Here is a 22,059-nt window from a genome sequence, read left to right on the forward strand (position 1 = left end):
CCACGTCAGATGGAGGACCGAAAATGGCGGCCAAATTACCGTCACGCGCCACCGTCTACCGGGCCACACCACCGCAGCGCCGGTTGATCACAATGCGGCACGCACCCGGCGGCGTGCCGACCCAAATCGTAGCCGTACACCTGCTACTACGAGGTCCGTTGGACATCGATCGCCTTCGTAGCGCACTCACGGAACTCGTCCGCAGGCATCCCATCCTGCGAACCAACTACGCGATGCTCGACGACGAGGAAGTGCTGGCCATCGTGCACGAAAACGAAGGCCCCGACGTGTTCCGAGTAGCGCCACCCAGCGGGCTTTCCGATGAATCAGCCATCCACGAGCACGCGGCTCAGGCATTCGAAGATCTTTCCCGGAATTTTCTCGCCCCGAACCGGCACTCGATTCTTCAAGCGGCCCTGCTCCCCCACCGCGAAAACCTGCACAGTCTGCTCTTCGCGGTCGACCACGTCGCGATCGACGAGCGCTCACGGCTCATCCTCCAGCGCGAACTGGCCGTCTTGTACGCGCAGCGGCCCGAGGAACTCGGCGAGGTGCACCCCTTCGACCCGGATTCCGTGCGCACCTCGTTCCCGAGCATCGACGAGACGCCAGCTCTGCGCCGGCTCCTCACCCCCCTGCCGCCCCGGCTCCTCGCCAATCCGGCGCCGGAAAGCGACCCGGACGCCTTCCGGCCACTGACTGCCGCACAGCCGCTTGCCCGGACGACTTCGAGCCGGCTGGACGACACGGCACGGCGCCTGCGCTGCTCCCGGTTCGTCCTGCACCTGGCTGCAGTGATGTGGGCCCTCAAGCAGTTCACCCGGACCGACGACGTCAGCGTCGTGACGCCGATCGACACCCGGCAGCGAGCCGAAGACTTCCGCACGGTCGGCTACTACCAGAACCTGGCACTCCTGCGCTCCCGAGCACCAAGCGCGGCGGGCCTCGCTCACATGGTCCGCGAGTGCCGCTCGATCATGCGCGACACCTTCCGCCTGCGGGATTACCCCATCGCGTCCCTGGTCACCCACGCCGCAATCCAGCGTGCCGGAAAGCATTATCGAAACCCGCTCTACCAGGTGGTCCTGATCCACTCGACGGAGGACGCTGGGCAAAGCTGGACCCTCGAGGGGCTGGAGGTGAAATCGATGGAGATCGAGCGCACACAAGCCGCCAACGAGCTGCGCATCCACGTCACGGACCATCCGGACGGCGCCGAGTTGCTGCTGGTCGGCGCGGCAGGTGCATTCGAGCAAAGAGGGCTCGACCGGCTGCTCGAACTCTGGCAGGAGGCGGAAAGCGCCCTCACCAGTTAGCTGTATGAGGCCGTGACGTTGGTGACGCCGGCGTGGAGCCGGGACGCTGGCGGCTGGTTTCCGGCGGCTGTAACGCGCGGGCCGATCACACCGACCTATGCGCAAGGTATCCGCCGATGCGAGCAGGTGGAACATGTTCGACGTTCAGTTCATGGTCGGTGAAACGGTTGCCGACACACCGACACCGCTGACGATTATCGGCACACACGGACGCGAAAGAGAATTTCGGCCCGGCACCGCCATCAAGCGCGGCGAGCTGGATACACTGCCGGATGTCGCGAACCGGCTGTGGCCTAACGCCGACATTCCAGCGGGGCTGCTGCAGCACGTCCTCATCGAGGCCCTGCAGTCGGACCTCATCCTCGGCGACAGTCCCGAGAAATACAGCCCGCTGGGTGACGTACGTCCGGACAGCGCGGGCCGGTGGATGGCGGACGGAGACTTGGCGGACGCCGCTGGTCCGCTTTCGGTGCGAGTGCAGACCAGTCAGTTCACCACCGCCGGGTCGCCGGTGCTCGAGTTCGTCGTCGACGATGAGGTCGTGTCCGCGCTCGCCTTCGGGGCCGACGCGGTGGTCATCCCGGTGCGGCCAGGCGTCGATACAGTCGAGCTCATCGAAAGTCTGCCGGGCTTCCTCGACGACGCAGGGGAGGTGCTCCGTGCGACAGTGCCCGGCGCCGACCTCGACGAGCTGATGGTGTGGCGGCTCTACACCGGCGACAACTCGCTTATCCGGGACGCCGTCAGCCGTGCTGCCCGCGGCATCCACCGGCTGACGCTACGCGGGCTCGACCGCGTCGGAATCCTGGTCGGCCGGACCGTCAAAGTAGCCGCCAAGTTGCTCACGAAGGAGCAAGGCGATCCTTTCGCCGCTCGACGACTCCGGAAGGACGAGGCGCAACTGCCCGACGTCACGGAAACTTGCCCACGTCTCGATGAGCTGGCGAAGCAAACGGAAGCCGTCGTAGCCGTGCACGGCACGATGTCGACCGGACTTGTGCTGGCCGCGGCGATCCAGGCATCCAACAAGCCCCTGCCCGTGATCACGCGGTTCGAGCACGACACTTGGCTGCCCATCGGGCGCAACGCGGAGACACTCGCCAATCTCGTTCAAGCTCGTATTTCAAATTCCGTGCTGTTTGTCGCCCATTCGCGGGGCGGGCTGGTCGCGCGGCACGCGGCGGACCTCCTCCGCGGCCGAGCCCCGCGCACGGGCGAAAGCCAGCGCACGATCGAGCTCATCGCGCTGGGGACGCCGTTCCTGGGCACGCCGACCGCCGACGTCGCCACCGTCGGCTTCCGCGGGGTGCAGGCTCTGATGGGCGGGCTGCGCTGGGCGGGCCTGCCCGTGGTAAACCCGCTGACCCGGCTCGCAGGGCTGGCGATCAAGAGCGCTCCGCCGCAGGGCATCACCGACATGGCACCCCGACCAGGGTACCTGTCGGGATTCACGCTGTATCCCCCGACGGCGACACGGACCTTCGCCGGCCGGGTGACCGAGAGGGGCGGGGACCACCACGGCTTCCTGCACGGCTTTTCCCGCGGGCTCATGGGCGAAGTCCCGAACGACCTCGTGGTGCCGGAGGAATCGGCCGCGGGTGGTGTCGAGGACACCACAACCCTTGAATGTGACCATTTTTCATATCTGGAGCAGCGGCAGGTCCAGAACGCCATCTACCAGAGCCTGGGCCGACTGCCCCATATCCACGCCGCGCGTCATCATGAAAGGTTGCAGCAAACGGCGGAGCGGCTTCCGAAGCTCACCCGGAAGCCCCGTCGCGTCACTGACCGCGGCGACTACGAGTGCCAGGACCAGAGCCCTGGGTGATCCGAAAGCGGACTCGGTTGCTATTCATTTCCGCGTTGGCCTGGCTGCAGGCGTTGGCCCGCTGAAGATCTGGCAGGCTCCTTGACGTCGTCGGGCAGCGCGGCCGATCCCGTGGCAACTGAACCGGCTATAGGAGCACCCACCCGGGGACCTTCGCCCAGATCACGCAGCGGACAGTGCGGCCGGGGTGTCAGTCAGCGAGGTTCGCGGGAAGTTCGGCGGGCACGGTTTCCACGATCGCACCTTCAACGGTCAAGCCGTTGGTCCATGCCAGGTGCACGGGATCTTGAGGCGGGCGTCGGTCGCGCAGGTGCGACCAGATCCACGTGTCGCCGTTGTTCACTGCATGGATCGCCGCTTTCTCAGCGTCGTGGTGGCGTCCCATTTCTTCGCGGACCTCGGCCAGATGCGCCCATGCCCAATGGCCTCCGCATTCGACCGCCTGCCGCCATGCGGCTTCAGCGGCAACGAGCTCTCCGGCTGTCCGGCGCAGTTCGGCCAGGCGCGACCAGCCTTCCGGGCTGCCCGCCTCAGCGGCGTGCTGCGCGGCTTCCTCGGCTTCGCGAGGTCGGCCAGTCGCCTCTCTGAGTTCGGCGAGTTTGACCCATCCCCTCGTGCTGCCGGCCTCGGCGGCGTGCGCGGCTGCGTGGTCGGCGGCGTCGTGCCGGCCGGCGCGTTCCCTGACGACGGTGAGCAGGATCCAGCCCTCAACGTCGCCGGCTGATGCGGCGTGTCGTGCCGCCTGCTCGGCGTCGTCCGTCCGGCCCGCTTTCTCCCGCAGCACAACCATTCTGGCCCACGCGTAGGCATCACCTCGAGCTGCCGCCTGCCCGGCGGCGTCCTCAGCGGCATCAAGGCGACCGGCGGCCTCCCGCACCAGTGCGACCCGGACCCACGCGGCTGCACTACCCGCCTCGGCAGCGCGAGTCCAGACCGTCTCCTCGTCGGCGGCAGGTCCGAACCGGTCATTGAGCTTGGCAAGCTCGATCCACGCTGAACCGTCACCGGCTTCCGCCGCGCGCGTCCAAGCGATCTTGGCCTCCTGTTGCCGGCGTGCGTCGCTTCTCGCCCTGGCAAGGGTCCGCCACGCCTGCAGGTACCCACAGGCAGCACCGCGGCGAGCTGCGTCCTCTGCTTCGGCGTGCCGGCCCGTCTTCTCGAACAACCGCGCGAGTTGTTCCCACACCGCGGTGCTGCCTGCCGCCTCAGCGCGTCTCCACGCCTGCTCCGCGGCGCTGTACATGCCCTCGGATTCACGCAGCTTCGCGATGCGGATCCATCCCCCAGCGTCACCCGCTTCCGCGGCTCGGTGAGCGGCGCGATCGGCATCGGCGTGCCGTCCGGCCTTCTCACGCAGTTCCGCAAGCCGGACCCAACCCGCGGAGCTGCCCGCGTCGGCGGCGTGCCGGGCCGCGCGGTCGGCGTCGGCGTGCCGGCCAGCGTCCTCCCGCAGTTCCGCAAGCACGGTCCACACCGAGCGGAATTGCTCAGCGGCCGCGACGGCGGCGACATCTTCGGCGTCGCTGGGCCGGCCCTCCCGCTCCAGCAGCGCGGCCAGCCGGGGCCGGGCTTCGTCGCTGCCTGCTTCGATCGCGGCCGTCCAGGCGCGTTCGGCGGCAGCGTGGTCGCCGGCCAGCTCGCGATGCTCCGCGAGCCGGAACCACGCCGAAACGCTGCCGAGTTCGGCAGCTCGCCGGGCTGCCTTCTCGGCTTCGGTGTGGCGCCCCACTCCGTCCCAGTACGTCGCGAGGTGACTCCAGCCGTCGGGGTCGCCTGTTTCGGCGGCCCGGGTCCACGCGGCCTCGGCGTCCTCGAGCCGTCCCGCGTGCCGCCACAGCTCGGCGAGGTGCAGCCACCCTGACGGGTGACCGGCTTCAGCGGCCCTCCGCCAGGCCACCTCCACATCCGTGGGTCGTCCTCGCCGTTCCCGTGCCGCAGCGAGCTCGACCCAGGCACCGACATATCCGGCCTCCGCCGCTTGGCCCGCAGCACGGTCGGCATCTGCTGATCTGCCCATGTCCTCGCGAAGGTGCAGCAGTCGCCGCCACGCCCTCCGGTCCCCCATCGAGCCCGCCCGGAACCACAGTGCGTCGGCGAGGACGTACCGGAGACGGCGGTGCGCGTACTCGCCGAGCTCGGAGCAGTCCTGCGCCGAGACCGCGTGCTTCAGTGCGGCCACCCAGAACCCCGCCGGAGGCATGAGATGCCCACGGGTCCGCCGTCCGTGCTGATCGAGGTAGTCCTCCAACCGGACGACGTCGCGCTCCGGCGCGCCGGGCAGAACGGGCGGCCGATGCACAGCGCGGGCGGAGGTCGTGGTCGCCGGCGTGGTCAGGACCGTCATCGCAGTGGCGAACCAGCCCGGTGCCGAAAGATGTTCCCGCTGCTCCTCATCGGTGAGGTAGGCCGGTGCAGCGTGGTGCAGGAGCGCGGTGGACAGCCACTCGCCGTGCTGGAGGCGACGGGCATCCATGGCGGCGCTCAGCACCGCCCGCACGGGAGTCGACGCGTTGTCCATCAGATCGAGCAGCGCGGGCACCCCCGCGATGAGCTGGGTGAGGGACACGTCGGTGGCACGCCTGGCACCGGGCCGCGAGTCAGCGGTGCGCAGTGCCTCACGGATAACGCGATCGGTGCTGGCCCGAGCCTGCGCGAGATCCGCGCCGCGGAACGAGTTCGGGACGGGAATGGTGACACCGTCGAGCAGCGCACGCGCATCCGCGAGCCGGTCGGCGGTATCGGCGGCGGGCCGCTGCATGATCCGGTCGCGGTACTGGGGCCACAGCGTGCCCAGAACCAGGATCGGCGCTCGATCCGGATCGGCCAGCAGCTCCCGCAGGCCACCGGCGATTGCCGACGCCGTCTCCTCCTCGGGTTCGATGAGGTAGCGCTGCGCCTCGTTGAGCCAGACCACGGTGTGCGGCGGTAACTCGCCGAGTTCGCGGAGAAACCGGGCCGCGCCGACCGGACAGGCCGGCCAGATCCGCCAGCCCAAATCGGCGAGGCTGCCTCGCGCCGAGGTCGACCGCCACAGAGCCTCGTACAGCGCCCGGGTCTTTCCCGACGTCGAATCGCTGACCAGCACCGCTACCCCAGACATCCCGCTGCCGACCGCTGCGGTGACGACGTCGTCCAGCGCCCGATCGTGCGCCCGAGGGAGATATGCGGGCAGCGCTCCGGCTCGGTCACCACGACCCGCCGTCGCCCGATGCACCTCCAGATCCATCGGGCTCACGTCGCGGACCGGCCGTCCGGGCAGCCGACGCGGATCGACCGCGGGCCGGCGGCCCTGCCACCCGGCGCGCACGTCGGCCTCCAGCCGGTCGTGCCGCATACGCCAGTGATTCAGCTCGCCGAGCTTCCGTATCCGCGGGTCGTCACCAGCGAGCCGGACGCACGCCAGCACGATCGCACGGACCTTCTCCCACTGGGGCGCCCGGACGAAGCTGCCGCGGAGGATCTCATCGACGGTACTGCGAGGCAGCCCGCACTCCTTGGCCAACACAGCGCGCGACGACACGCCCACTGCCACCCGCAGCCGCTCGAGCTCGGCAGCGAACGACACTTGCAGCTCACCCACCGGCACCTCCCGCCGTCACCTCTGTCATACACGTGGCCGGCGCCGTCCGGACTCCGGACACCGGCCACGCGCGTCACCGGCGACTTCCCGCCCACCGTCCGGCTCGGTCCGGGAACGCCAGCTCTCGCAGCCGACCTGCTCCAGCATGGGTTACGGCAGGCCAGCCAAAGCCCAGCCGACCGAACCGAGGGAGAACCAGATGCCCCGCACACAGCACCACCGGCCACACCCGCTCGTCCATACCGTCGTCCATGGCGTCCTGTCCGGACTACTCCGCGGCGTCCTCGCGTGGCTGATCGAACGCCTGCCACTCTGACCGACGCGGTGGTGTCGCACCAGCCAGTGCGACACCACCGCCCGAGCGTCGACCCCGCGTGCACCGACGACGCTGACCTCCACGAGAAGAAACCCTGATCGAAGCCGTCACCGCGCTCGTCGCCCGCTGATGTGACCGCGCCACACGAACCGGTTTACTATGCGGCTGCCGAGATCGCCGCTACCAGTTCCGCACCGTCGGCGGCCTCAACCACACCAAACGGGGTAACTGCGGTACGGCGTTCGAGTGATGACTGTAACTCCGGACGCAGCAACGGCGAGTCTGTCAGTGCGGGATTTTGGAGCGAGCCGGATGCGGTGGTCGAGCCGCTCGCGGTCGAGGGGAAACACCATGATCAGTATCGGGACCTGGAACCTGGAGAATCTGTTCCGACCTGGCGGCGACGGGCCGAAAACATCTGCCGACTACACAGCGAAGATCGAAGCCCTGCGCGCCACCATCGCCGGCATCAACCCCGACGTCCTCGCCGTCCAAGAGGTCGGCGACCCCGAGGCCCTCAACGACCTCGCCGACGCCCTTGGCGAGCCCTGGAAAGCAACTGTCTCCGCGCACCACGACCAACGCGGAATCCGGGTCGGATTCCTCAGCCGACACGCCCTGACCCCCGTCGGCGACGACATCACACTGCCCGACGCCCTGGCCCCCATCCAGGTCGCCGACCCGCCGGCCGACCTCAGCCACGAACTCGGCCGCGGTGCCCTCACCGTCACCGTCGAACCGGCAGCCGGTGTCGTACTCACCCTGATCACCTGCCACTTCAAATCCAAGCTCCTCACCTTCCCCGGCGGCCAATTCGGCACCCACGACGAAGGTCAACGCGCCCGCTACGGCGCCTACGCTCTCTACCGCCGAACCGCCGAGGCCGTCGCCGTCCGCGAGCTCGCCACCGCCGCCCTCGCCGCCGGCCACGACCAGCGAGTCATCGTGCTCGGCGACCTCAACGACGAACCCACCGCCGCCACCACCCAAATCCTGCAAGGCCCCACCGGCTCAGAAATCGGCACCGCAGGATTCGACCACCCCGACCACGGTGACCAGCAGCGACTCTGGAACCTCGCCCCCTGCATCCCCGCCGACCAACGTTACTCCCGCATCTACCGAGGACGACGCGAACTGATCGATCACATCTTCGCCAGTCACGCCCTCCTCTCACCGCTCCCCCAGGTCTGCACCGTCCACAGCGACGTTCTGCCCTCCATCACCGATACCCCCACGACGCACGGCGCCACGTCCGGCTCGGACCACAGCCCCGTCGTCGCCACCTTCAACATCGGATGAGGCCACTGCCTTCACCGGCGTAGTGAATATGAGGTCAGCGCAGTCGCCTCAAGCTCGAGCCGGACCCGAACATCAAGCACACGCGTCGCCACAACGCTACGAAACACGGACAGCCCATCGTCTGCGACAACGCCGATTAGCAACTGCAGGAAGTTGATTCGCGCTGAGCTAGGATCGGCCCAGTTTCAAGATCCCGTTTCGCGATCCGTGGGGTAATACTGTGTCCGAGACTTGAACCCCCGCGCCGCTGTGGACGTCTTCCACGAAGTGTGCGAGCCCGCGCAAGTCTGGTGGCAGATTACCGGCGATCAGCCCGATCGCCTGCGTGACACGTCCGGCCAATTCGTCCAGTTGCCGTTCGAAGTAAAGGTGCCAAGCCAGGAGATTCTCCGCCGACGAACCATACAACGGGCCGTCGCGGACCACGAATGTCGCGCTAGACGGGGTGGCTCGCACCTGCGCCACACCCTTACTGCATTTGCTACCGGGACGCCGCGCGCACGGGAAAGTCCGGACAGCTCGACCGGCAGCACCGGCTTCCGGCTTTCCGGCTTTCCGGCTTTCCGGCTTCTGCAGCGTCGCCGACCGTTGAGTCACCCCGCGATCAGCGGTCGGGCAGGTCAGGCAGTTCATGGGGCTCAGCAGGCCGACCCGGGCCATCGACGCTGAGGAAATGGCCCATTCCTGATAATGATCTTGATGACATCGTCGCGAGACAACTGAGACACCGCAGGTGGCGTAGGTTCTCAGTTTTGGTAATCTTTTCTCAATGATCTTGGTCCTGGGTCGTCCAAACTGAGATTGATCACTCTCCTTACGAATGGCCCGTTTGAGTGGGAGTCGGCGACGCGCCGCCCTGCGGACCGCATCGTCATCAAGCGCCGCCGACACGAATCGGTGGAAACAGAGTTCTGCCACGACGGCGGGATGGTCAACGTCGCCGACGACGGCGATCAATAGCGATGACTGTGGACATGTGGGAGCGGAAGTCTTTCACCGCAACGACGACCAAGTAGCTTGATGACACGAGCGTCGCCTCGGATGGCACGGAGATTGAGTAGCTGCCGCCGCCCCGCCGACCGCACGTTCCACCAGACGCTGCGGAACCTCATCCTGCGCAACTCCGACATGTTTCCACTGTTCGCCAACTCTTCCGCCAGTGCGCGTGCGCCAGTGCCGCGGATCCCAGGATTCAATGACTTCACTAGCTCGCGCAGGCCCGCTTGGCCCGCGCGACGGTGTACCACGTAGTGGAAAGTTAGTTCGTCGCTTGAACTGACGAGCTCACGGCTCCAACTCAACGGAAAACGCCAATCAGCGACCACGTGGCGCGCTCTGATAATACGACGAATCTCGGGTGTTATCCGGCCAGCGCTCGCCTGTAGTAGAACGTCGATCATGGCGGTTAGATAGTCCCAGTATCCGTTAGCTTTGAGGCTTCGCAGCCCTTCCAAGTCACGCCGACGCCTGAATAGACGCATCAGTGCCCAAGTCGCGTCTAGATCGCCGCCACGATGAAGTGTCATCAGCTGATCGACATGCCCGTCCATGGCCAGGCGCTCCATGTCCCTACATCTGCCAACGATGCCGAATTGACCGATCTCAACCAATCCGTCCGATGGACGATAGGTGCTATTCGCTACTCGCTGCTCGGTCACCTCGTGTCCTAATAGCAACGCGGATAGATCAAATTCCGCGCCAGCCCTGCACACCGACGTGTGCCCGCGTTTAGAAAACTCGGTCACAAACCCTCGCAGGAGGCCTTCTTCTCCGAGCTCGTAGGCGAGATGTGAGCGGTACTGGCACTCCAGGAACACCGACCGTCGCATGTACTCATGCACCATGTGCGTGATGCCCGCGCGCTTGGCCGCCATGGCCAGCGAGGTGAGCAACGAGGGCGTTGCGTGGTCGCCGAGGCGCTGCCACAGGTCGGCATGCACGGACTGAAGCGACGGCTGCCCCGCTCGGTCCAGAAGGTAGTCGAACGCTCTAACACGCCCGTCGTCGTGCTCTACCAAGAGCGCGGCGACGCCCGCGACAGGAGCGCACGCTCGCTCAAAAGCTGCCTTGAACGACTCGGACTCGGCTGACGACGCGGAAGGCAGGTAGAGCCGGTGCAAGTCGGCGAGCATCTCTGACGAGAGGCCGTTCGTGTATCCGGCTCGGTAGCAGTCGACTGCAGCATCTACGATCGCGGCGCTCACCGGATAGGTCTCGCGTAGTCGGTCCCACTCCCTGATTAGCCGGGGGCCGGCAGCGATCACCTCGGCGATGCCATAACGGTCTGCGGCGGCATTGACCGCATAGGCCACGACGGGATCGCCGACGCACGCTTTAGCGCTTTCGGTCTCCTGTGGGCTGAACATCCGAGCGACCGGCAGTCGCTCGGCGTGCCGATCGAGCAATCTCCGGCCATGGGAGCCGGTCATCATGCTCTCAGCGTCAAGACGCAGCGTCGCAATCAGCACGAGGCAACGCGCACGCCGGGTCGTGAGCAGTTCGTTTAACAGCTCTCCACTCTCGGGCTGTGCCAGCACGTCCTGGATTTCGTCTAGCCAGACCACGGACCGATCGAGGTCCAGTTCGTGGTCCGTTAAACGCGCCAGCCCGTGAGGGCCCGTCGGCGCGTAGAAGCGCCAATCTGGGAGCTCCGCCCGAATGGCTTCCATCGCTGCTCGTGTCTTTCCAGCTGACGATGGGCCGGTCAGTAAGACGAACCGCTTCGAGTGTGGCGGGGTCTCCCCCTGCATCTCCGCTAGCAGTGGACGCAGTGCGGCGTCGACATCGCGCGGGATGTACGTCGGAAGATCGGTCAAGGCGCCGACCACCTGAATCGGACGATGAACGCCCAACTGGATCCAGTCGGTGTGATCACTGACCAGCGCCGCGTCCTCCAGCCTTCGCCCGACCCCTTTCTCGGGGTGGACGTGGACATCCCCGCGGATTGTGTGGGCTTGGACGACCTGGCCCACCACGTCTCTAGCCTCGTTGCGCGGCATCCCGCTCCGTCGTCGTTGCTGTCCGTCTTGCTGCCAACGAGGAAATGCTACAAGCTGTGAGACTGACCTTGGTGACATCGTCGTAAGACAGCCGCGAAACCCACAGGTTATCCAAGATGGAGATGCCGCCCGCGATGAGACCCCGCAAGCAGATCGCGACGATCGGCACGACCATGGCGGTAATCAGCACCGCGAGGTTCGTCCCACCGTCCGCGAAGGCGGCCACGCCGGCCTCGAACCCGAGCGGGACTCGACCGACGGGGTGGCGGTCCGCGATCGTCGGCGAGCGGGACCGCAGCGGCCCGTATGGCAGCATCGGCGAGCTCACCGAACGCGTCCAGCTCCAACAGCCCGTGGCCGAGGCCCTGGCCACCTCCGGCGCGTTCGCCAGCCTCGGCCCGGACCGCCGCCAAGCCCTGTGAGCCGCCGGGGCGGCCGCGCGGACGGGATGGCCACCTGACCGGGATGGCCACCGGCGTCGACGCGCCCGCGCTGCCGGGCATGACCGCCCTCGATGTCGCGGCCGCGGACGTGTGGGCCACCAGTATCGCCCCCGACCGCCATCCAGTGCAGTTCGTGCGCAAGCACCTCGACGAGCTCGGCGTCGTCCCAGCCGCCCAGGTCCTGGACGTCGCCGACCGCAGCCGGAACCGCGTCGGCGGCGCGGTCACCCACAAGCAGCGCTCGGCGACCGCCGGCGGGCTGGTGGTCGCGGTGGCGCAGCGGCGGGGAGAACACGCGCCGCGGGCACGGGCGTCGGCAATGAGCTGGTGGGTCGTGGTGTCCGCCGCGATCGTAGTCGCCGCGGTGGGGTGGGCGGCGACCTGCTGGCTACTCGGCAAGGCCAACCACGCCGGCGACCCGGACCTCCCGCTGGCTAAGGACCAGGCTCCCGGGAACCGGCGGAACCCGTAGCAGCGTGGGCGGTCAGGTCATGCACCACCCGGAGTCACATGCCCCGTCGCCGTCGTCGAACGGCAGCAGCTGCACGCCGGCGGCGACGACTTGCCGCAGGGGCCGGCCGTAGCGGGTCAGGTAGAACAGATCTTTGCCGAGAGCCGTGCGTCGTTCGATAAGCAGGTCTTCCAGCTGGCACGACTTGTCAGACAGCGCCGGTTCTTCGGCGCGCATCGCTTCCCAGGTGGTCAGGCGATGGAACCGGCCCGGCCTCCATGCCTGATTTGGTGGTCGTCGGGGGCGAAGTTGATGGCGCACCGCTCGCCCTGCCAGCAGCGGTCCGGTCGTGCCGGCCAGGAGGTCTGACAGTCCGGCCCGTCTCAGGATCGCGCGCCAGCGTCGGCGGTGACGGAACCAGCCAGCCCCCAGGCCCCGCCCAGCCGACCGTCGCCATCGCGTGGCAGCGGCGCAGTCAAGACGAGCGAGGCCCAGCGCGAGCCGTCACTGGCAGTGGCCCACCGAACTCTGGTTGCTCACCAGGTTCGCGTTGACGAAGCCGGAAATCGAACCGGCGTAGATGGCGAACCACCGGTTAGTGCCGTTGGACCACGCACCGTCTGCCCAGCACAGCATCACGACGCCGCCAGACACCCAGCCGCGGTAGCCGTTCATCCACTGGTCGGAGTAGACCGAGGCGTAGTTCGTCGAGGCAGCCTCCGCGGGGACCGCGGTCGCCACCATCGACCCCACGGCCAAGATGCCGGCCGCGGCAGCCGCGGCGGCGCGGCGCCCGCCACGGTGCGCGACCCCAGTCTGCGTACCGGAACGAGAGGAGAGTCGTTTGAGCATGCTTTCTTCCTCCATCAGGTAGGTCGTCGAGCAAGCCGCCACTCGCACCGAGACACGCGTCCAGAACAACGAACGTCGCACTTCGCCAACGTCAACTCAATCGCTGTCCTGCTGTTGACCGGAAACTGTCCGTTCATCCGGTCCCCTGGTGGGCTACGACATCGGCGCGCTACGGGCGCCGTGCTCCAGGCCGGCGACCTGGGCCGGTACGCCGCGATCCTGGCCGAGCATGGAACCGCCAACCACTGGAACAGTCGTTCCGCCAGCGGAGGAAGCGTGAGATGAAGCGGCAGCTCAACGAATTCGTCCTATGGGTCAACACCTACTGCGCCCGCGCCGGACGCGCTGACGCCATCATCAACACCGATGGCAGTGTCTTCCGCCTGCGCAGCAGCCAGTTCCGCCGTACCCTTGCGTGGTTCATAGCGCATCGCCCCGGCAGCGTCCGATGTGGACGATCGGGTAGCCGGCGGTGAGCTGCGGCTCGATCGCCGGTGCCATCCAGTACAAGCACCACGGTATTCAGATGTTCGAGGGCTACGCTGGCACCTCGCGCTCGGGCTTCCGCGCCGAGGTCGAAAGCGAACAGGCCCTGCTACGCGGCGAGCACCTAACCGACATCGCAACGACCTACCACCACGATCTGGCCGGCCCGGCCGCCGAGGAAGCACGACGACGCCTCGACATTCTCACCGCGAACCCGGACTTCCCCGAGCTGGTCCTGGCTGACCCGGTCCGAACCCGCCGGTTCCTCGCCCGCCACGAACCCGACGTCTACCCCGGCACCTACGCGACCTGTGTGTTCACAGCAGCCACAGCGCGATGCCTGCCACCGTCCCGAGTCGCCGCGTCCACAGTGCCCGCGCTGGAGCGCTGCCACCCGCTCCAATGCGCCAACGTGACGCTCACACCCGCCAACGCCGCGGCGCTGCAGCGCGAGCACGAACGGCTCGAGAACGCCTTGACGGATCCGGCGTCGCTTCCTCCGCTGCTGGCGCACCGCCTGCGGCGCCGCCAGCACGACATCGCCCGGCTCCTCGCCGACAGATCTACGGAGACCTCATGACCCGCCACACCGGCCTGCCAACCCCTAACGACGTCCAGGCCACCCTCGCCGCCATGATCCGCGACGGCAACCAGGTCAGCGTGCTCGCCCTCGCCCGACGCCTCGGCTTGGCCAACACCACCTTCCGCCGCAACTTCCCCAACGTGGTCGCACAGCTTGCAGAGCAGGCACCTGCGGTATCCGGACCGTCCGCTCAAGCCAGACTTGAAGGAGCCCACGACCTCGCGCACGCTAATGCCGTGCTGCGAAAGCAGAACCACGACCTGTGCCGCCAACTGAACCTAGCGTGTGCTCAGATCCAACGCCTAGCACTCGAAAACGATCAGCTCCGCGAGCTGGCCCACGCCGCGGCACGCGTCACCACCTTGAACACGGGCAGTTCATGAACTGACTACAACTGGAACGACACCGCCAGGCGAGGCCTACTCGTCTTGAGATTCGGGTAGCTGCAGTGACCGCCTGCGCGCAACAGATATAGGCGTAAATGACAACTTGGATCGACCGTCAGAACTCGTTGCAAAACTGAGATTTGCCCGGATCGACTCGGTTAGATCGTCGTCAATTCCAAATACTTTTTCAGCGTCGGCTAGCGCTAGCTTGTACAATCGGATCGCACGATCTGCATCGCCTGTGGCTCCACAGGCGCCAGCTAGGTTACTTCGTGCAATAATCGCATTCTTTTGGTCGCGCCCAAAAACTTGCTCATACCCTGCCAGCGCCGCCTCATACAGCGGGATTGCGCGATGCAAGTCACCGCTTACCCGGTAAGCAAAGGCCAAATTATGCCGCGAGTCCAATGTCTGCGGATGGACTGGTCCCAGCACGCGTTCCCGACTTGTAAGCGTGTTCTCGTATAGTGATATCGCACGCTTAAAATTATCCGCAAGCAGGTAAATGCATGCAAGATCAGCCTGCAGATCAAGAGAGTCCGGATGATCGCCTCCAACAGCCCGACATCGATCCTCTAGCATCGCTCTGTATAGCCGCGCTGCAGGCATTAAGTTTCGCGCTTCTCGATAAGCGTAAGCGAGCTTTTTTCTCGCAATTAAGGTGTCAGGATGACCGGGGCCAAGAATGCGCTCATGTCCTGACATACTTGCCTCAAGCAGCGGGACCGCCCGCTCGAACTCGCCCGCGGACCTATATGCGTCAGCGAGGTTACACCGCGCGATTAACGTTCCTCGATGGTCCGGTCCTAGCGTTTTTTCGCAGCCTTCGAGAGCATCCTTGTAGATTGATATTGCTCGATCTGTTTCGCCTCTCGATCGGTAAGCGCTAGCCAGCCCGTCGCGAGCGATTAGCGAATGTATATGATCTAACCCTATCACCCGCCGTTGAACGCGGTTTGTTTTTTCTAGCAGCGCAACCGCGCGGTCGAGATCCTCAATTGATGCGTACGCCTTGGCCAACTCGGTCTGCACTGTGAGAATGGTCGGATGCTCCGAGCCGAGCGCAGTTGCAAGTCCAATGTGCACCGCTTCCAGGATTGAGATGGCAGCGCTTGCGTCACCAGTATCCGCAAGAGTTGCACCTAGATCAGCTCGCGCAACAAGTGTTCTCTGGTCATCAAACCCCAGCACGCGCTCACAATCGGCTACCACAGCCTGATGCAAAGAGACTGCAAGGTGCAGCTCCCCCGCTGAGCGGTAACCATTGGCCAGATTACCCCGCGCAATGATGGTACTCTCATGGTCGGGCCCTAGTACGCGCTCGTGATCCGACAAACTCGCTTTGAGAAGCGGGATCGCTCGGTCAACGTTGCCAGCAACCCCGCACGCTTCTCCTAGTCCACTCCGTGCCTCCAGCGCGTATAGATCATCGCGACCACAAAGACGTTCAAGACTATCCGAGACGCGGGTGAACAACTGGACCGCAGTTACAGCGTCACCCTGATCGAACACAAATCTTGCGACGATTAGGCCAAGAACACAAGATTCCCTCGTATCGTCATCCGAACTGGTGTGGTCGAGCAATGCCAGTGCATGAGGGATCACCGCTTGAAAAGCAGGCCAATCTGCAGGCCTCTGGTAATCGAGACCTCGGAGAGCTTGGCCCAGGCATTCGACGACGGTCGCGCGGGCTTGAACGATGCCCTCAGGCTGGTGATGCAGGTCAGCCGTGTCTGGATCGCGCGCGATGGCCTGCACCAGCCGGTGAATGCAGATCGTATTCGCGTCGAGGGTGATCATGCTGTAGGCGGCCAGCCGGCCCAGGGCGTCGACCTCGTCCAGGTCTGGAGATGTTCCGATAACCAACGCGCGATAAATGTTGTCTGGGGCGTACCAAGCCAACCTCCGCAGCACCCGTCCCGCAGCTGGAGTGTCAGCTAGTCGGTCGAGTGTGACGTGCCAGACCCGCGCCAACGCCGGCTGCGCGCTCCCACCCTCGGCGGTCTTTGTGAAAGTTCGCGCTGGATAGTCTGCGAGTAGTTCGCGGTAGTGGGCTGGGGTGATGCGGGTCTGGGCGATGTATGCGCCAGCCTGCTCTATCGCCAGCGGCAGGCCGTCAAGTTCGGCACACAAGGCTTCAATGCCGGTGAGGTCAGCGTCGGACCAGTCGGTGCGCACGGTGCGGACGAAAAGCTGCGTGGCATCCTCGGGTGGTAGGATGGTCACCGGCAGTGTGGTGACGCCGCGCCAGCCGGTGCTGCGTCGGCTGGTGACCAGCACCGTGCCAACGTCTCCCAGCCTCTGCAGACGAGGCGGCAGGCCTTCGGGACCGGGAAGGTTGTCGAGCACGAGTAGCCAGCCTTGATGCTCGGCCAGCCATCCGACGGCGGCGGTAGCCCTTTCTTCTTGCGTGCTCGGTACGGTGTCAAGGTCGAGGGCGACCGCCAGCTTGGCGAGGCTGGCATCGAGCGTGGCCGGCGTGTCTGCGGTGATCCACCACACCAGCGTGAACCGCTCGGCATGCGTTTGGACGTAGCGGGCCGCAAGCGTGGTCTTGCCGACTCCACCCAATCCGTACATGGCGGCGACCGGCACCTGGTCCGACCCCGACAACATCTCGTCCAAGCGCGTGAGTTCATCTCTGCGGCCTTCGAACAATGGCGACACCGTCGGCACGCTGGCCAAACCAGCCAAAACGACTCGACGATCCAGGCCGCCAGCGTCGACCCGTGCTCGCGTGGCCAGCCCGCGATCGCGCTGTGATCGGTCGTGCAGGGTGCGCCACTCGTGCTCGTGCTCGTTGTCCAACGTGCGACCCGCCCACTCACTGAGCAGCCGCACGAGAGCGATGACCTCCTCACTGCTGCCTGGACTCGGCAGCACCGGCGTCTTCGGCTGACCTGTCTGGGACTTCACGCTGGTCCAGTCGCTGATGCGCTGGTAGGTCAGGCTCGTGCCGGGTGAATGCTTCAGCGCCTTTTCGATCTCCCGGAGACTGCACTGCTGGCCGTTGCGACGACGGGCGCGCTTCGCGTCTTTTAACAACGCGAGCAGTTCCTCATGGAAGGGCGTCAGTCCCGTCGGCATGTTCTTATTATCGTCGCGATGTCCGGTGTCCGTTTCACCTGCCCCGGACACCTGCTGTGACCAGCACGAACAGCGACTGAGGTTGTCCGCCGTGTCCGCTGTGTCCGTTACCAGCATTTCGAACCGCCTCGCCGGCCAACACTGACTGTCGTCAGCATGATTCGAGGAGGATGACATGGCGAAACCCGCCAACAAGTGGCGCAGACTCAGGCAGATCGCAATCGTGTCTGTGGTGAGAGGCGTATGCACTGCAGCGGGTACAGGGATCGTGACCGCAGCGGTGTTGTGGATGCAGTCGCGATGACACCCAGCGAGAAATAGGGCACCGTCGGTCCGAGCAAACTCCGACTGCCGTTCCTCTTGCGACGCCGAACGGTGGACCGGCAGTTCACGGTCTCGACTCGCTGGATCGCGTCGACCGCGGCATTGGCATCACCCAGTCAGCTGGGCTCCGCCATCAGCTGACTGGGTGATGCCGTCGAAGTCGGCGTTGGTCGTGCTCGGCGGCGTCAGCGGCCGCGCTCCGCCGCCTACCGCGTTCGGACTGCCGACACTTCGCGGCAGCGGCCGCCGATTTGCCGACGCGAGGCACGGCCGTGGGCAACCCCGCGTTGGCTGGGCTGTAGTCCTGGCCCAGCTGGTACCCGGCAGCGATCTCAACGTCTTCATCCACCTCTGCGCTGCCGCCACACCCCGCCTTCGCCGCAACCGAGTCGACGGCGTACGCGCCCCGATCAGTCGCTGACCATCCAGTGTCGCGACGAACAAGTGCTCAAGATCATCTGTTGGCGCATGTGACAGCCGGCACCTTGACCGCCCGCGCCGCCAACATAGTATCGAACACACGTTCCCACGATGGCATCCGGGAACGGAGCGCTGTCTTCCCCGCGGCGACTTAACGCGAGGGACAGGAGAGTGCGGAATGAGCTACGAACGGTCAACGGTCAAGCGCGGACCGTCTCTTCAATTCAACAACCCCGAGCGTGCCCTGGTCGGAAGTCGAGCGCATCGCCTCCGGCCAGGCACCGGTGCTCGGCGACGGTAGCGACTCGCCCGCGTGGTCACGCAAGCGCGAGGGCTACCCGGGCGGACCTGCGCGACCGGCGCGGCCGTGACGACGGCGGCGACCGCCTCCGTGCCCCGTACGCCGAGCTGCACGTCCACTCCAACTCCAGCTTCCTCGACGGCGCCTCCCACCCCGAAGCCCTCGTCGAAGAAGCCGCCCGCTTGGAGCTGGACGCGCTGGTGCTCACCGACCACGACGGCATGTACGGGGCAGTCCGGTTCAACGACGCCGCCCGCGAACTCGGCGTCCGGGTCGGGTTCGGCGCCGAACTGTCCCTCGACCTGCCCGCCCCGCAGGCCGGCGAGCCCGACCCGGCCGGGTCGCACCTGCTGGTGCTGGCCCGGCAGCAGGAGGGGTATCACCGGCTTTGCCGCGTCATCTCCCACGCCCAGATCGCCGGCGGCGAGAAAGGCCGCCCCCTCTACGACCTCGAGGAGGTCGTCGACGAGCTGGCCGGGCACGTCGTCGTCCTCACCGGCTGCCGCAAAGGCCCGGTCCGCGGCGCGCTCGCCGAGCACGGCCCGGCCGCCGCGCGGGCCGAGCTGGATCGGCTGGTCGACTGGTTCGGGCACTCCCACGTCGCCGTCGAGCTGATCAACCACCGCCAGCCCCTCGACGACGCAGCCAACGACCTGCTCGACGAGCTCGCCCGCGACCTGCGGTTGCCGACGGTCGTGTCGAACAACGTCCACTACGCCACCCCCGGCGACGCGCCGGTCGCCGACGCCGTCGCCGCGGTCCGCGCGCGGACGTCGGCGGAGGAGCCCGCAGGGGCGCACATGGATCCGCTGGGCCGGGAAGCTGCTGACCGACCCGCGCAACGCCGCGCATCTCCCGGTGCTCGGCCGCTTCGCCGCGCTGCTGCAGAGCACCGAGCAGCGGATGCGGTTGCGCCGCGGGGAGCTGTTGATCGTCGACCAGCGCCGGGTCGCGCACGGACGTACCGCGTTGGGCCCCCAGGACGGTGTGGCGGTGTCGGCGCGGCGACTGCTATGCCAGGCCAAGGCCCGCTTCGATGTGGACGCTCCGGTGCATCAGGTGCTGCGGAGCGCGGCGTGAGCGGCCGGGACACGGCCGACGTCGCCGTGGTCGGCACCGGAGTGGTCGGGCTGGCGACCGCGCATGAACTGCTCACCCGCGGACTCTCCGTCGCCGTGCTTGGCCCGCCTCCTGCTGCGGCTTGCGGGCAGGCCAGCGCGGCAGCCGGAGCGATGCTGTCGCTGTTCGCCGAGGTCGACGCCACCCAGCCTGCAGAACGGGTCGACCTGGAGGTCGGCCAGCGGCTCAAGGCCTTCGCGCGATACCCGGCGTGGGTGAGCGGGCTCGCCGCCGTATCCGGGCGCCCGCCGGTTCCGCTGATCGCGGGGACCTGGGTCGTCGCCGACGACGACGCACGCAAGGACGTGGCCGCGATCGCGGGGGCGGCGCGAGCCGCGTCGCACCCCGCCGAACTACACCACGGCGCTGACGTCGACGGTCTGCAACCCGACGTCGCGGCGGCCGTCGTGCTGTGGCTGCCGACCGAGCCGAGCCTCGACATCACCCGCCTCCTGACAACCCTCGACGCGGCCGTATTCGCGCACCGCAACGCCCGCTGGTACGACTCGCCGGTCACTGACGTGACACCGGACCAGGCAACAGTCCGGCTGCGTCGCGGGGACGAGGCGGTCGTGACCTGCGGCCAGGTCGTGCTCGCGGCGGGCGCGGGCATCCCAGTGCTGCTGGGCGAGCGCGGCCGCGACCTGGGCGTCCCGCCGGTGCTGGCCGGACGCGGGGTGAGCATGCTGGTCGGGACCCCGCTCGCCGCGCCGCACACCATCCGCACCCCGAACGCGGCGTTCGCGTGTGGCACCCATCTCGTGCCTCGCGCCGGCGGGGTGGCCTACCTCGGCGCGACCAACCGGCTCACCCTCGCCCCGAAGCTCGACGGCGCGGCGACGCTAGACGAGGTCGCCGTGCTGATCGGTGATGCTGCCTGCATCATCGATCACCGGCTCGCCGGCGCCGAGCTGCTGCGCACGCAGGTCGGGTACCGGCCTTACACCCTCGACCACCTGCCGCTGATAGGCCCGACCGCCGACCCGCGAATCCTGCTGGCGACCGCGACCTACCGGTGCGGCGTGCTGCTCGCACCCTTGCTGGCCGAGCTCCTCGCCGACGAGATCACCGATCCCGGCTCCCTGGCCTGCCACCCCTATCGCGCCAACCGCCCGATGCCTGTGCCACAGCTGGGCGACCTACTGAACCCGGCGACGTTGCGCGGCCTCGCCGACCACCTCGCCGGCACGAGCCGGCACCGCGGCCGTAACAGACAACGGCAGCTGGCGGCTGTGCTCGCCGCCTCATTGCCCGCGCTCCTGGCCCGTCATGACCCGATCAGGAAGGCGGCGGCCCGGCTGCTGGCACGCGCCCCGGTCGCCGAAGTCCTGCCGTCCCTGCTCGCCCTCGCCGAACGCCTGGAGGCCCGCCCATGCCCGACCACCTCGCCGATCCCATCGCCACGGTCCTCGACGCCGCTGCGTCCCTCCGACCTCACCGTGCCGGCGACCTGAGTGCAGACCACCGGCTCGACGCCCTCGGCTTCGACTCGCTCGACCGGTTCACCCTTGCCGTCACCATCCAACAGGCTAGCGGGTGGGCCGTTCCGGGTCTGGTGCTCGCTGGCGCCGCCACACTCGGGGACCTCATCGACTACCTGACCGCCGCTGTGAAAGGAATGCCATGACCGCCGACAGCGGCCACCTGCTCGTCGAGCCGAGTGCCCACGTGGCGTCCGGGGCGCGGATCGGCGCCGAGACCCGGGTGTGGCACCACGCGCAGGTCGCCAACGACGTCGAGATCGGCGAGGGCTGCACGCTCGGCATGAGCTGCTACATCGGCGCCGGCTCGCGGATCGGCAACCGCGTCAAAATCGGCAACCACGCCGACGTGTTCGGCGCGCAAATCGAAGACGACGTCATGATCAGCCCGCATGCCGTGCTCACCGAAGACCGCACCCCTCGCGCGACCCGTCCCGACGGGCAGCGCCAAGGCCCAGGTAATTGGGCCTCGACGCCGATCGTCGTGCGCTTCGGGGCGACCGTCGGCGCCAACGCGAGCGTCGCCGGCGGCGTCGAGATCGGGCACTACGCCCTGATCTGCGTCGGCGCCACTGTTCTGCGTGACGTTCCCCCGCACACGAAGGTCCTGGGCAACCCCGCTCGCGCTGTCGGCTTAGTCTGCGCTTGCGCCGAGACCCTCGACAGCGACCTGCGATGCCTGCGCTGCGCCCGGGCCTACGAAATGAAGGCTGACCTGCTAATCGAGCTGCAGCGCAACGCCTAAAGCGACGCCGGTCACGAGCAAGCTCGGCGGTATGGGTAGCGTC

At 67.0% G+C, this 22,059-nt stretch carries 16 protein-coding genes and 1 pseudogene; 11 read left to right on the forward strand and 6 right to left on the reverse strand.

What is annotated here, in order from left to right; all coding sequences use genetic code 11:
• Positions 1-23: 23 nt before the first annotated feature.
• Positions 24-1,316, forward strand: a complete 1,293-nt coding sequence (locus ABZX11_RS18295) for a condensation domain-containing protein (RefSeq protein ID WP_354914224.1) — start codon at positions 24-26, stop codon at positions 1,314-1,316.
• Positions 1,317-1,449: 133 nt separating this feature from the next.
• Entirely contained in the window at positions 1,450-3,144 is a 1,695-nt protein-coding gene (locus ABZX11_RS18300; RefSeq protein WP_354914226.1) for a hypothetical protein, read from the forward strand.
• A gap of 190 nt (positions 3,145-3,334) precedes the next feature.
• On the opposite strand, the gene ABZX11_RS18305 is transcribed toward ABZX11_RS18300, so the two are convergent.
• Positions 3,335-6,724 (reverse strand): hypothetical protein, encoded by a 3,390-nt coding sequence (locus tag ABZX11_RS18305; protein ID WP_354914228.1) that lies wholly within the window; start codon positions 6,722-6,724, stop codon positions 3,335-3,337.
• A gap of 667 nt (positions 6,725-7,391) precedes the next feature.
• Here ABZX11_RS18305 and ABZX11_RS18310 point away from each other — a divergent pair.
• Entirely contained in the window at positions 7,392-8,339 is a 948-nt protein-coding gene (locus ABZX11_RS18310; RefSeq protein WP_354914230.1) for an endonuclease/exonuclease/phosphatase family protein, read from the forward strand.
• Between the two features lie 168 nt (positions 8,340-8,507).
• Here the strand turns inward: ABZX11_RS18310 and ABZX11_RS18315 are convergent, their stop codons facing one another.
• Both ABZX11_RS18315 and ABZX11_RS18320 read right to left on the reverse strand, forming a co-directional pair.
• On the reverse strand, positions 8,508-9,296 hold the full coding sequence (locus ABZX11_RS18315) for a hypothetical protein (protein WP_354914232.1): 789 nt from the start codon (positions 9,294-9,296) through the stop codon (positions 8,508-8,510).
• Complete coding sequence (locus ABZX11_RS18320) at positions 9,293-11,338, reverse strand: hypothetical protein (protein WP_354914234.1); 2,046 nt, start codon at positions 11,336-11,338, stop codon at positions 9,293-9,295. The genes ABZX11_RS18315 and ABZX11_RS18320 overlap by 4 nt, the downstream gene beginning before the upstream one ends.
• A 116-nt stretch (positions 11,339-11,454) precedes the next feature.
• Here ABZX11_RS18320 and ABZX11_RS18325 point away from each other — a divergent pair, with 116 nt between their 5' ends.
• Together ABZX11_RS18325 and ABZX11_RS18330 are read left to right on the forward strand one after the other, a co-directional pair.
• Positions 11,455-11,760, forward strand: coding sequence for a hypothetical protein (locus tag ABZX11_RS18325; protein ID WP_354914236.1), 306 nt, complete (start codon positions 11,455-11,457; stop codon positions 11,758-11,760).
• A 43-nt stretch (positions 11,761-11,803) separates the two neighbouring features.
• Entirely contained in the window at positions 11,804-12,253 is a 450-nt protein-coding gene (locus ABZX11_RS18330; RefSeq protein WP_354914238.1) for a hypothetical protein, read from the forward strand.
• Positions 12,254-12,265: 12 nt separating this feature from the next.
• Here the strand turns inward: ABZX11_RS18330 and ABZX11_RS18335 are convergent, their stop codons facing one another.
• Positions 12,266-12,469 (reverse strand): hypothetical protein, encoded by a 204-nt coding sequence (locus ABZX11_RS18335; protein ID WP_354914240.1) that lies wholly within the window; start codon positions 12,467-12,469, stop codon positions 12,266-12,268.
• 267 nt (positions 12,470-12,736) lie between these two features.
• Positions 12,737-13,165 carry a hypothetical protein gene (locus ABZX11_RS18340; protein ID WP_354914242.1) on the reverse strand — a complete coding sequence of 143 codons (429 nt, stop codon included), beginning with the start codon at positions 13,163-13,165 and terminating at the stop codon, positions 12,737-12,739.
• 445 nt (positions 13,166-13,610) lie between these two features.
• Between ABZX11_RS18340 and ABZX11_RS18345 the strand changes: the two genes are divergently transcribed.
• Entirely contained in the window at positions 13,611-14,150 is a 540-nt protein-coding gene (locus ABZX11_RS18345) for a hypothetical protein (protein WP_354914244.1), read from the forward strand.
• A complete protein-coding gene (locus tag ABZX11_RS18350; protein ID WP_354914246.1) occupies positions 14,147-14,536 on the forward strand; it encodes a hypothetical protein in 390 nt (129 codons plus the stop codon). The genes ABZX11_RS18345 and ABZX11_RS18350 overlap by 4 nt, the downstream gene beginning before the upstream one ends.
• Positions 14,537-14,572: 36 nt before the next feature.
• On the opposite strand, the gene fxsT is transcribed toward ABZX11_RS18350, so the two are convergent.
• Positions 14,573-17,626 carry an FxSxx-COOH system tetratricopeptide repeat protein gene (gene fxsT / locus ABZX11_RS18355; RefSeq protein WP_354914248.1) on the reverse strand — a complete coding sequence of 1,018 codons (3,054 nt, stop codon included), beginning with the start codon at positions 17,624-17,626 and terminating at the stop codon, positions 14,573-14,575.
• A gap of 983 nt (positions 17,627-18,609) precedes the next feature.
• Here fxsT and ABZX11_RS18360 point away from each other — a divergent pair.
• The 4 genes and pseudogenes from ABZX11_RS18360 to ABZX11_RS18375 form a co-directional block, all read left to right on the forward strand.
• Positions 18,610-19,456: pseudogene (locus ABZX11_RS18360) on the forward strand (PHP domain-containing protein); the annotation flags it as partial.
• Positions 19,457-19,471: 15 nt separating this feature from the next.
• Positions 19,472-21,244: an FAD-dependent oxidoreductase gene (locus ABZX11_RS18365; protein ID WP_354914587.1), complete on the forward strand. Its 1,773-nt coding sequence runs from the start codon at positions 19,472-19,474 to the stop codon at positions 21,242-21,244.
• A complete protein-coding gene (locus tag ABZX11_RS18370) occupies positions 21,163-21,417 on the forward strand; it encodes an acyl carrier protein (RefSeq protein WP_354914250.1) in 255 nt (84 codons plus the stop codon). Before ABZX11_RS18365 ends, ABZX11_RS18370 begins: the two co-directional genes overlap by 82 nt.
• On the forward strand, positions 21,414-22,016 hold the full coding sequence (locus ABZX11_RS18375; RefSeq protein ID WP_354914252.1) for an acyltransferase: 603 nt from the start codon (positions 21,414-21,416) through the stop codon (positions 22,014-22,016). The genes ABZX11_RS18370 and ABZX11_RS18375 overlap by 4 nt, the downstream gene beginning before the upstream one ends.
• The last annotated feature ends 43 nt before the right edge of the window (positions 22,017-22,059 follow it).

The sequence above is a fragment of the Amycolatopsis sp. NPDC004169 genome, assembly GCF_040610315.1.
Taxonomy (GTDB): domain Bacteria; phylum Actinomycetota; class Actinomycetes; order Mycobacteriales; family Pseudonocardiaceae; genus Amycolatopsis.

What these genes read in the sequence shown, in the direction of transcription:
- ABZX11_RS18310 (WP_354914230.1), top strand. Translation starts at nt 7,392, where the DNA reads ATGATCAGTATCGGGACCTGGAACCTGGAGAATCTGTTCCGACCTGGC.
- ABZX11_RS18345 (WP_354914244.1), top strand. Translation starts at nt 13,611, where the DNA reads ATGTTCGAGGGCTACGCTGGCACCTCGCGCTCGGGCTTCCGCGCCGAG.
- ABZX11_RS18320 (WP_354914234.1), bottom strand. Translation starts at nt 11,338, where the DNA reads ATGCCGCGCAACGAGGCTAGAGACGTGGTGGGCCAGGTCGTCCAAGCC.
- ABZX11_RS18325 (WP_354914236.1), top strand. Translation starts at nt 11,455, where the DNA reads ATGGAGATGCCGCCCGCGATGAGACCCCGCAAGCAGATCGCGACGATC.
- fxsT (WP_354914248.1), bottom strand. Translation starts at nt 17,626, where the DNA reads ATGCCGACGGGACTGACGCCCTTCCATGAGGAACTGCTCGCGTTGTTA.
- ABZX11_RS18350 (WP_354914246.1), top strand. Translation starts at nt 14,147, where the DNA reads ATGACCCGCCACACCGGCCTGCCAACCCCTAACGACGTCCAGGCCACC.
- ABZX11_RS18335 (WP_354914240.1), bottom strand. Translation starts at nt 12,469, where the DNA reads ATGCGCGCCGAAGAACCGGCGCTGTCTGACAAGTCGTGCCAGCTGGAA.
- ABZX11_RS18295 (WP_354914224.1), top strand. Translation starts at nt 24, where the DNA reads ATGGCGGCCAAATTACCGTCACGCGCCACCGTCTACCGGGCCACACCA.
- ABZX11_RS18300 (WP_354914226.1), top strand. Translation starts at nt 1,450, where the DNA reads ATGTTCGACGTTCAGTTCATGGTCGGTGAAACGGTTGCCGACACACCG.
- ABZX11_RS18370 (WP_354914250.1), top strand. Translation starts at nt 21,163, where the DNA reads ATGCCCGACCACCTCGCCGATCCCATCGCCACGGTCCTCGACGCCGCT.
- ABZX11_RS18330 (WP_354914238.1), top strand. Translation starts at nt 11,804, where the DNA reads ATGGCCACCGGCGTCGACGCGCCCGCGCTGCCGGGCATGACCGCCCTC.
- ABZX11_RS18375 (WP_354914252.1), top strand. Translation starts at nt 21,414, where the DNA reads ATGACCGCCGACAGCGGCCACCTGCTCGTCGAGCCGAGTGCCCACGTG.
- ABZX11_RS18365 (WP_354914587.1), top strand. Translation starts at nt 19,472, where the DNA reads ATGGATCCGCTGGGCCGGGAAGCTGCTGACCGACCCGCGCAACGCCGC.